This window comes from Roseateles oligotrophus (assembly GCF_014204525.1).
Lineage (GTDB): Bacteria > Pseudomonadota > Gammaproteobacteria > Burkholderiales > Burkholderiaceae_C > Paucibacter_A > Paucibacter_A oligotrophus_A.
In genome coordinates, this window is record NZ_JACHLP010000010.1 from 172,995 (window position 1) to 182,709 (window position 9,715).

Here is a 9,715-nt window from a genome sequence, read left to right on the forward strand (position 1 = left end):
GCGCGCGCCGGCCGCCTCAGTGCCCGGCCGGGCTGAGCCTGAACACCCGCACCGAGGCATTCACCTCGTCCACCTGGCCCAGCAAGGCCTGGGCCGAGTGGGCCAGCTCCTGCACCATGCCGGCGTTCTGCAAGGTGATGGCCTCCATCTGGCTGATGGCCTGATTGACCTGGGTGATGCCCAGCAACTGCTCGCGTGCGCTGAGGTGGATCTGGCCGATCAGGCCATTGAACTGCTGCACCGACTGCAAGGTCTTGTCTATGCTTTGGCGTGCGCTGCTGGTCTGGCGTTCGCCCTCGCTGACCTTGTCGGCCGAGTCGCTGATCAGGCGGGCGATCTCGCGCGCCGCCTCCGAGCTGCGCTGGGCCAGGGCCCGCACCTCGTTGGCCACGACGGCAAAGCCGCGGCCATGGTCGCCGGCCCGGGCCGACTCCACCGCCGCATTGAGGGCCAGGATATTGGTCTGGAAGGCGATGCTGTCGATCACCTTGATGATCTCGCCGATGCGCTTGGACGAGCCCGAGATCGCCCCCATGCTGTGGGTGGCGTGGTGCACCACCTCGGCGCTGTGCGAGCTCGTCTCGCGCAGCTCGGCGGCCACGCCGCTGGCTTGGGTCGCGGTGTCGGTGCTGCTGCGCACCGTGCCGGTGATCTGCTCCATCGCGGCGGCCGTCTGCTCCAGGCTGGCGGCCTGGGCCTCGGTGCGGCGAGCCATGTCCTGGTTGCCCTGGGCGATGGCCTGCATGGTGCGGCTCATGCCCGCCAGCTCGCTGCGGGTGTCGGAGACGATGGCGCGGATATTGACCGAGAGCTGGTTGAGCGCGGTCTCCAGCTCCTCGGTGAGGTCGTGGCCGCTGCGCGGCAGGCTGGCGCTGAGGTCACCGGCCGCGACCCGGTGGGCAAAGTCCAGCACGGGTTGGATGGCCTTGCGGGTCTGGCGATGGGCCAGCGCGGCGGTCAGCATGCTCAGGCCCAGCAGGAGCAGCAGCTCCAGGGCCAGCGGCCCCTGCCAGGCGCCGGCCAGCATGGCGGCGGCCGTCATCAAGGCGTGCGGCAGCCAGCGGCCCAGCCTGGGGCCGATCCGGGCCAGCTGGGCCAGGCGGCCTTGCAGGTCCTGGCGCAAGACCTGACCCCGCCGCAGCACATGGACCAGGGCGCCCTTGCGGCGCTCGCCACGCATGCGGGCGTAGAGCTGCTCGGCCGCCTCGATCTGGGCCCGGCTGGCCTCGGTGCGCACCGACATAAAGGCCACCGGCCGGCCGTTCTCCAGCAGCGGCGTCACATTGGCCATCACCCAGTAATGGTCGCCGTCCTTGCGGCGGTTCTTCACCATGCCCGACCAGGGGCGGCCTTGCTGGATGGTGGCCCAGAGGTCGCGGAAGGCTTCCTGGGGCATATCGGGGTGGCGGATCAGATTGTGGTGCTGGCCATGCAGCTCAGCGCGGTCGAAGCCGCTGACCTCGGCGAAGGCGGCATTGCAGTGCTGGATGCGGCCTTGCAGATCGGTGGTGGAGACCAGCGTCTTGCCCTTGGGAAAGGGGTATTCACGCTGGCTGACGGGCAGGTTGTTTCTCATGGTCTCGTTGGGGTGGTGCAGGGGCGGGGGGCAGCGGGGGGGAGGCGGCCTGCCGGGAGAGTCGCGGGACTTTAGAGGGGGGCTTGCTCTTGTATGGGTCAAACTGGCCGGGCTCTCGGGCGCATTTCCCTCGTCGACCCGCTGCCGGGCGCTAACCGTACGGGCGTGCGGATACTGGCCGGAATTGGTGCGCGCCAAGCCTCGCCAGTACACTCTTTGCGCCGGCTTTGATGCCGAACCCGCTCATCTCCATGCCCGCTGACACGCCCACCCCCTCTCGGCCCCCGCGCCGCCGGCGCCCGCGTTTGCTGGCGCTGCTGCAGGCGCGCCCGCGCCTCTTCATCGCCGCCGGCCTGGCCCTGGCCGTGGGTTTTTTGTTGCCGCTGTTCATGACGCTGCGCAATGTCACCTGCAGCCTGATCGCCTGGAATGTGGGCACCACGCTTTATGTGGCCCTGGCGGCGCTGATGATGCTGCGCTCCGACCATGGCCGCATGCGCAGCCGCGCCAGCTTGCAGGACGATGGGCAGCTCTTCATCCTGGTGATGGCGGTGGTCTCGGCCCTGGCCAGCCTGGCGGCGATTGCCTTCGAGCTGGCGGTGGTGAAGGAGATGCAGGGCCTGCTCAAAAGTCTGCACATCGGCCTGGCCGGCTACACGGTCCTCAGCTCCTGGGCCTTTGTCCAGGTCATGTTCGCCCTGCACTATGCCCACGAGTACTACGCCGAGCTGGAGCGCGGCCACCCGCCTGGCTTGCAGTTCCCGGGTGAGCAGGCGCCCGAGTACGGCGACTTCTTCTACTTCGCCGCCGTCATCGGCACCTCGGGCCAGACGGCCGATGTGGCCTTTGTCTCCAAGCCCCTGCGCCGCATCGGCAGCCTGCACTGCATCCTGGCCTATCTCTTCAACACCACGGTGCTGGCGCTGCTGATCAATATCGGGGCCAGCCTGTTTTAGCTGCTGTGCCCCAGCGCCGCCAGCAAGGTGTTGAACAGGCGCCACAGCAAACAGGGGCCCAGGGCGAGCAAGCTCGCGAGCCGGAAAATTTCGACGCCGCCCATGGCCCCAAGTCGGCCAGGGCTGGGCATACTGGGGCGCGGTTGTGATGCACACGATTGCCTGGCGATGGGGCTTGGCCTCGGCTCAAACCCTCGCCAGTCCGGTGCAGTCCGGGCCGGATTCGAGTTGGCGATTTCAAACACTGATCGAGGACTTTGACATGCTGAAGAAACTGCTTGTTTTGATGCTGGCCTTGTTTGCCGCCGCGGCCTTTGCTGCGGTGGACGTCAACAAGGCCACCCAGGCCGAGTTGGAATCGGTCAAGGGCATTGGCCCGGCGATCTCGGGCAAGATCCTGGCCGAGCGCCAGAAGGGCGCTTTCAAGGACTGGCCCGATTTTGTGGACCGGGTCAAGGGCGTGGGTGAGCACAATGCCGCCCGCTTCTCCACCGAGGGCCTGACCGTCAACGGCAGCGCCTTCGCCGGCGCCCCGGCCAAGCCGGCGGCAGCGGCCAAAGCCGCCACGGCCGCGACCGCAGCTACGGCCGCTGCGCCGGCGGCCAAGGCCGCCTCCAAGGCCGCCGCTGCGGCGCCCGCGGCCAGCCCGGCCCCTGCGGCCTCGGCCGCCCTGAGTGCCGCCGACAAAAAGGCCGCGGCCCAAAAAGCCAAGGAAGAGAAGAAGGCCGCCAAGGCCGCCGCGGCGGAGGAAGCCAAAAAGGCCAAGGCCGAGAAAAAGGCGGCCAAGGAAGCCAAGGCGGCCGAGAAGGCGGCCAGCGCTGCCCCGGCCAAGAAGTAAGCCGGCTGGCCCCGAGCCAGGCGCCCGCGGGCGCCTGTTTTTTTGGGGCTGCGCCGGCCCGGCCGCGGGATGACCGAAAATCCCTCTCCTGTTCGCTTGCCTCTCCGCGTGGCTCCCCCATGTTCACCCATCTGATTCCCGAAGCCCAAGCCCCGGTCAGCCAGGCCGATGCCTGCCAGCGTTTTCTGCGCCTGCTGGAAACCGCCCTGGCCGCCGGCACGCTGCACAAAGTGCTTTTGTCCAAATACACCGGCGCGGAAGAGAAGCTGGAGCGCCTGAGCGTGCGCGCGGTGGACTTGCGCGGCGAGCGTGCCCTGAGTTTTCTGTGGCGCTACCAGACCAAGGACATCACCAAGAATCTGAGCCTGGCGCAAGGCCTGGCCCTGATCGCCCAGCTGCTGGGCACGCAGTTCCAGAACGCCCATCTGCACACCCCCTCGGAAGAGGTGCAACTGGCCTTCAGCCGCAAGGGCAAGCCCAGCTTGCGGGTCAGCCGGCTGGACACGCCCGCCCCTGCCACCAGCGCCGGCCATGACAAGGAGAAGCAGCGTTATCTCTCGCTCGTCAAGCCCTTCTGGATGGACCTGGGCCTGACGCATGAGGTAAAGGGCGAGCCCGCCCTGGTGCCGGCCATGTCGCGCAAATGGAAGCAGATCAACAAGTTCATCGAGGTCTTTGCCGCCGCGATGAAGGCCTCGTCCCTGAGCGCCAGCCCCGATGTCTATGTGAATGACTTCGGCTCGGGCAAGGGCTATCTCACCTTCGCCATGCACGACTGGATAGGCGAGCAGGGCAAGCAGGCCCAGGTGACCGGCGTGGAGTTGCGGGACGATATGGTCAAGCTCTGCAGCACGGCCGCGGCCAAGCACGGCCTGAGCGGCCTGCGCTTTGACCAGGGCGATGTGCGCTCCTACACCCCGGCGCGGCTGGACGTGATGATCGCCCTGCATGCCTGCGATATCGCCACCGACTACGCCATCCATCTGGGCCTGCGGGCCGGCGCGCAAATCATCATGTGCTCGCCCTGCTGCCACAAGCAGATACGCCCGCAGATGCAAATGCCCGCCGCGCTGCGGCCCATGCTGCAACACGGCATCCACCTGGGTCAGGAGGCCGAGATGGTGACCGACTCGCTGCGCGCCTTGTTGCTGGAGGCTGAAGGTTATGAGACCCAGGTGTTCGAGTTCATCGCCCTGGAGCACACCAGCAAGAACAAGATGATTCTGGCGGTGAAGAAAAGCGGCGCCGCGCTGGCCGCCCATGCGGCGCAAAAGCCCCAGCTGCTGGCCCAGATCGCCGAGATCAAGCGTTTTTACGGCCTGCGTGAGCATTGCCTGGAGACGCTGCTGGCGGCTTGACGCTGGCTGGCTCAGCCTGGCGCAAAAAAGCCCCGCAGCACCCGTCGAAACAGGGCTTGCGGGGCAAGAGCGAAGCGCTGGACACCGCCCGGGACGCCGCTCATGACTTGCCAAATGAGCGGTGTAGGGCTGCGGTGTGGGACAGCTGCCGGGGCGTGAATCCTCGGCAGGCGTGGAAGGAGCGCGGTGGGCGCGGGCCAGCGTGCGTTTTTGAGGCGTGCTCAAGCAGCGCACAGAGCCTGGGCGCTGTGTTGTGGACCTTGCGGGAAGCGTGAGGGGAGGAAGAGGGCTGAGGGCGCCGGGCTCAGCCTGGCTGTGAGCCCTGGCGGTGCGTGGCTCTCGGCTTGCCTATCGCTGTGCAGTCAAGAGGCCTGGCATGCATGGGGAAATCCTCCGGTCCATCCGTCGTTTCTTGCCGCGGCCTTGTGCTGCGGCATGGATGAATCATCGACGTTTTCGGGGCATTTCAAAGCCCGGAAGAAGGCAGGCGAAACAAAGCAATTTGCAGGGCGGGGATTGGGGCTTAGATCCACGGGGGGGATCTGCCCCTAGTGTGGCGTTTCATGCTGTGTGGAACTTAAGAACGCCTGGCTGAATTTGACTCTGTGACTAACCTCAACCCCTGGTTTTCGCCCTGTCGGGGCGGCGCGTAGCGCCGTCAGCCTTTTGTCCGTTCAACGGCCCAGCCGGGAGTTCGCCCCGGCAGGCGACCTACTTTCTTTGCTTCGCCAAAGAAAGTAGGCAAAGAAAGGCGACCCGAAGCCTGGCCCCTGACGGGGTGCGTTGCGGTGCTCAGCTTCGCTGGGCCGCGCCCAACTCACTGCGCTACGCTCCGTTCAAACAGGGGGCGCAAAGTCAGACGACGAAGTCGCTGCGCGACGCCCAGCGAAGCCTCCGCTCCTCACCCAGGCTCAACGGGGCCGAACCCCGTCACGCCTCGCTGCGCATCGGCTTGAAGGGCTGCATGCGCGGGGCGCATGCAGCGCTAGCTGCTGCGGTATCGAGGCGACGCGTAGCGAGCCGTGTGGCCTTTGGATTCCCCGTGTTGCCTGGGCTGCGGCGCTTGGCTTTGGCGGGCGGCGCGAAGCGCCATCGTGAACTAGCTCGCGCCCCTTGTTTGAACGGAGCGTAGCGGAGAGAGTTGGGCGCGGCCCGGCAAAGACGAGTGCCGCAGCGGACCCCGAAGGGGCCAGGCATTCGGGTCGCCTTCTTTTGCTTACTTTTCTTGGCGAAGCAAGAAAAGTGAGTCGCCCGCCGGGGCGAACTCCCGGCTGGGCCTTGGCAGAGGGCGAGGCAGCAAATAGCCGGCGTCATTCACTTTAAAACGGGGCTCTGATAGGGTCACTCAAGAATCAAACACCACACACTAGCGGCTTACCTGCGTGGGCTGGTCGCGGGTCTTGAGCTGCCCTACTTGAGGATCAGGCGCGCTGCCGGGGCCTTCAGACCCTGGGTGGAGTCGCCGTTGGCCGGGATCTCCGACCAGTCCCACTCGCCCTTGACGCAGCTTTGCCTGACCTTGAACCAGAGCGGACCGGTTTTCTCGGGCAGCTTGCCGCGCACGATGAATTCCTCGTACCAGGCGTCTTGCAGATGGTGTTCCTCGCCCTGGGCCGTCCACGTCACCTCCACCAACTCGTCGGCGATCACTTTGCCGTGGCTTTCATACGGCGTGGCCAGGGGCGCGCGTTTGAGCTCCAGGCGCCAGCCGGCCTTGGGGCTGGGCTTGGCGCCGCGAAAGCCCGCGGGCAGGCCGACGCTGATGCGGGTGGTGGCGGAACCGTCGCAGCCGTGGCCCACCTTGAGCACGGCTTTGTAAGGCTCGCCGGCCCGGGCCTCGGGCTGGTCGAGAGTGACGTGAGCGAGGGCGCCGGCGCTGAGGCCGCACAGGCTCAGCAGCATCAGGCGCTGCAGTGTTTTGCTGATCTTCATGGGACTGTCCTTGTTTGTGGGGGGCTCACAGATCGAACTTCAGTTCCGCGTGATAGGTCCGCTGCGGATAGGGGTGGAAGTTCCAGTACTGGTAGTTGTTGAGGTTGTCGATGCCGCCGGCCAGGGTCCATTGCTTGTTCACCCGCCACTGCAGCCGCACATCGGTGGTGAAGAACTTGGAGAAGCCCTGATAGGTAGAGCCGTTGGGGTCGCTATTGTTCAGCGTGCCGTATTGCGGGCCGGAGTAGCGCAGGCCGTAGCTGGCCGAGAGTTCGGGCGTGATCGCATAGCCGATCAAGCCGCTGGCCCGCCATTTGGGCACGCGTGGCTGCTGCATGCCTAGGGTGTCGCCGGGCTTGGCGACGAAGCCCTCATTGGCCAGGATCTTGGAGTCCGCGTAGGTCAGGCTGCCCTGCAGCTCCAGGCCCTGGAGGAAAAGATCGGCCGCCTGGTAGGACAGCTCCAGGCCCAGGGTGCGGATGCGGCCTATATTCTGCGTGCTGCTGATGTTCTTGCCATCGACCACCGTGGTCTGCGAGTACAGCGCGTCGCGGGTGTCCTCAAGGAAGAGCGTGGCACGGAGTTGCTGCTGTGTGCCGCTGGCCCAGAGCGCGCTCAGCTCGCTGGTCCAGCCCCGCTCGGGCTTGAGGTTTGGGTTGGTCGTGGGGTCGCTCTCCACATAGACCCCGGCGGCATTGACCCCGCCCTGGAACAGCTCGCCCGCCGTGGGCATGCGTACCGCCCGGCCGGTGCTGAGCTTGAGCGACCAGTCCTCGCTCAAGGCATAGCCCAGGGCGGCCTTGGGCGAGACGTATTGCTCGCTGCGGCGCTCGAAGTTGACGGTCTTGCCGGCCGCCGAGGTTTTGCTGCCGTCCAGCGCGCGCCAGTCTTCCAGGCGCAGGCCGATCACGGCCTTGAGCTCGGGGCTGATCGTCCAGGCCTCCTGGGCGTAAGCACTGTTCAGCTGGGTCTTGCCGCTGAAGGCGGTGAACAGGGCGGTGGGCGCGCCATTGATCCAGTCGGCCACATCGCTGACGCGCTGCTGCCATTGGTAGCGCTCCTGCTGCAGGCCCAGCTCGATCACATGGCTGGCGCTGGGGCGCAGCTGGGCCTTGGCGGCCAGCGTCGTCCAGCCCGTGCCGGCCAGATCGCTGAGGCGGCCGGCACCGCCCGCTTCGGAGGCCGGCCGGGCCAGCAGGGCCGAGCGGCTTTCGTCGCGCTCGTAAGCGTAGCGGCTGGCGGCCAGCTCGAAGTCGAACAAGCCCTTGCTATGGCTCTTGATGGACAGGCCCTGCATCTGGTGGCGCAGCTCGTCGCGGCTCTGGCCAAAGTCATTCGCGCCCAGGGTGTAGGCCCGGCCATCGATGGCGATGGGCGAGGCCTTGGCCGTGCCGCTATGGGCGGGGGCGGCGTAAAAAGCCTGGCCAGAGGCGTCGCGCAGATAGCTTTCGCTGCGGCCGACGGCGCTATTGCCCCACCAGCCCAGGGTGTAGCTGGCGCGGAGCACCGGGTTGATGTCATAGGCCAGCTTCAGCTTGGCATGGTCTTGCTGGGTGCGGTATTGGGTGCCTGCGCCCAGGATCAGCCAGGGCTGATTGTTCTTGTCCATGCCCGCCACCGCGCCGCTGAGCGGGGTGGCCGAGGCGGCTGCATTGCTGCCGGACAGCGGCTTGACGACAAAGGTCTGGGGCTGGCCCTCGCTGTCCAGATGATTGAGGTTGATCCACCAGCTGAGGGCACCGGCCCGGTCGCCCAGCGAGGCGCTGGTGTGATGGCCGCCGTAAGTCTTGTTGCTGCCGTAGAGCTCGAAGGGCTGGACGAAGACCCCCGCCTTGGCATGGGCCTCGAAGGCCTTGGGGCTGCGGGTCTGGTAGTCCACCACCGCGCCCACCGAGTTGCCCGAGTAGGCGGCGGAGAAGGGGCCGTAAAGCACGTCCACCCGCTCGATTTCCTCCGGCGTCACCAGGCCCCAGCGGGGCGTGAAGCTGGCGCCATTGCCGAGCAGATTGGAAATGGGGATGCCGTCGGCAAACACCAGGGAGCGCGCGCTATTGCCGGTGCCGGAGGCGCGGGTGGACAGCACGGCGTGGTTGTAGTCGCCGATATAGCGCTTGCGCACCAGCAGGCTGGGCAGGTATTTGAGCGCATCCTCGGCGTCGGTGGCGTTGATGCTTTTGGCGATCTCGGCGGCGCTGATGCTTTCCAGCGTGGTGGGGATGTTGTTGGGCAGGGAGCTGGGCGCGCTGCCGCTGATCAGCACCAGGCCCAGCTTGTGGACGGGGCCGGCGCTGTTGGTGGGCTTGGCGTGGACGGTGTCGTCGCAGTCATCGCAGGCCCGGGCTTGGCCGTGGAAAGGGAGGGTGGCAAGGGCCAGGCAGGCTTGCGCACAGGCCAGGGCCAGGCGCTTTTTTTCTTGGGTTCGCATGGGGAAAGACGATCTCTGAGCGCCCGCTCGCCGGTGTGGCGAGGTTGCGGGCAGGGGATGCGCGAGCGCGGCAGCAGCGGGCTGCCGGGCTCGTGCGCGCGAAGGCTCAGAGCGTCAGGGGCGGGGCGCGGGACTGGGGCGGCGCCCAGGCGTGCGTGCTGTGCGGGGCGCTGTAGAAGCGCTCCGGCATGGCCTGCTGCAGATTCAGCGGCGGCAGGGCCGTGTTGCAGGGGGCGGGGGGCGGTGCCAGGTCTTGCCCCTGCAGGGCGCAGAAGGGGCAGTGCTGGAACACACCGTCTTGCTGGGCCTGCTCGCGCCGGGCCTGGCTGGATTTGTCCCAGAGGCTTTGCTGGGCCGCGCGGGGCGACACCTGGCTGCTGCGGCAGAGCTGGCTCCACACCAGCACCTCACCCCGCGCCAAGGCCAGGGCCTGGCTCAGCGTGGGCGCGAGCAGGGCCAGCGTCAGGCTCAGCAGAAGCAGCCAACGGGCAGGGCGGCCGGGGGTGTGGAGGGGCGAGATGCGCACGGGCGGCATTCTAGGGTGTGTTGACATTCGAGGTAACAATACGACTCCAACCCATTGATCTGGTTGGAGGGACGATGCGTAAACAACTTCGCGATGAGCAATGG

Annotated in this window: 7 protein-coding genes; 3 read left to right on the forward strand and 4 right to left on the reverse strand. The window is 66.9% G+C overall.

Translation table 11 applies throughout. The features are described 5' to 3' along the window. Positions 1-16: 16 nt before the first annotated feature. Entirely contained in the window at positions 17-1,576 is a 1,560-nt protein-coding gene (locus HNP55_RS20990) for a methyl-accepting chemotaxis protein (protein ID WP_246448566.1), read from the reverse strand. Positions 1,577-1,827: 251 nt separating this feature from the next. Between HNP55_RS20990 and HNP55_RS20995 the strand changes: the two genes are divergently transcribed. The 3 genes from HNP55_RS20995 (at position 1,828) to HNP55_RS21005 (ending at position 4,728) form a co-directional block, all read left to right on the forward strand. After that, positions 1,828-2,532: a DUF1345 domain-containing protein gene (locus HNP55_RS20995; RefSeq protein ID WP_184303868.1), complete on the forward strand. Its 705-nt coding sequence runs from the start codon at positions 1,828-1,830 to the stop codon at positions 2,530-2,532. 262 nt (positions 2,533-2,794) lie between these two features. Continuing rightward, a complete protein-coding gene (locus HNP55_RS21000) occupies positions 2,795-3,370 on the forward strand; it encodes a ComEA family DNA-binding protein (protein ID WP_184303870.1) in 576 nt (191 codons plus the stop codon). Between the two features lie 119 nt (positions 3,371-3,489). After that, entirely contained in the window at positions 3,490-4,728 is a 1,239-nt protein-coding gene (locus HNP55_RS21005; RefSeq protein WP_184303872.1) for a class I SAM-dependent methyltransferase, read from the forward strand. Between the two features lie 1,410 nt (positions 4,729-6,138). On the opposite strand, the gene HNP55_RS21010 is transcribed toward HNP55_RS21005, so the two are convergent. From HNP55_RS21010 to HNP55_RS21020, 3 genes are all read right to left on the reverse strand, one after another. Beyond that, positions 6,139-6,660, reverse strand: a complete 522-nt coding sequence (locus tag HNP55_RS21010) for a YcnI family protein (protein WP_184303874.1) — start codon at positions 6,658-6,660, stop codon at positions 6,139-6,141. 25 nt (positions 6,661-6,685) lie between these two features. Further along, positions 6,686-9,085 carry a TonB-dependent receptor gene (locus HNP55_RS21015; protein WP_184303876.1) on the reverse strand — a complete coding sequence of 800 codons (2,400 nt, stop codon included), beginning with the start codon at positions 9,083-9,085 and terminating at the stop codon, positions 6,686-6,688. Between the two features lie 106 nt (positions 9,086-9,191). After that, positions 9,192-9,611 (reverse strand): DUF2946 family protein, encoded by a 420-nt coding sequence (locus tag HNP55_RS21020; RefSeq protein ID WP_184303878.1) that lies wholly within the window; start codon positions 9,609-9,611, stop codon positions 9,192-9,194. Positions 9,612-9,715: the final 104 nt, after the last annotated feature.